Below are 453 nucleotides of genomic sequence, written 5' to 3'. Positions count from 1 at the left end.
GTTCCGTGGTCTGTGATAGGTCGTGGCACGGTATGTGAGAGACGTGACGAAGTTCCAATATAGAGCTATCGCCGGTGGGTACTCGTCTCGGTGAGAACTGAACACGTAATACGTCGATTTCGGCCGTGAGCGAACCCAATTCAGGATATCTTTCGAAGATATCCAAGCGGCACTCACCGCGCTCATCGACCCGAACACAGAACGTGCGCGTCCTGTCACGTTGTGGTTCTGGTTCGGCGTACCGCCCTCGTCTCGGGGGACGGCGAAGCGTTATACCGCAGAGTCGAGATGCACCCACGATGCCTTACGACACCGTTCGAGGGACCGATCCGGCCGTCGCCGACGCGCTGGCGGGCGAACGCGAACGACAGAACGATACGCTCGCCATGATAGCGAGCGAGAACCACGTCAGCGAGGCGGTCATGGAGGCCCAAAGCTCGGAACTGACGAACA

At 58.9% G+C, this 453-nt stretch carries 1 pseudogene; it reads left to right on the top strand.

Features of this window, described 5'->3' with window-relative positions:
- Positions 1 to 299: 299 nt before the first annotated feature.
- Positions 300 to 453: pseudogene (locus DVK06_RS17715) on the top strand (serine hydroxymethyltransferase); the annotation flags it as partial.

It is taken from the genome of Halorubrum sp. Atlit-28R, from assembly GCF_003665955.1.
In the GTDB taxonomy this organism is placed as follows: domain Archaea; phylum Halobacteriota; class Halobacteria; order Halobacteriales; family Haloferacaceae; genus Halorubrum; species Halorubrum tropicale.
The sequence above is the reverse complement of the archived record's forward strand: the minus strand, read 5'-3'. Positions and strand labels throughout refer to the sequence as shown.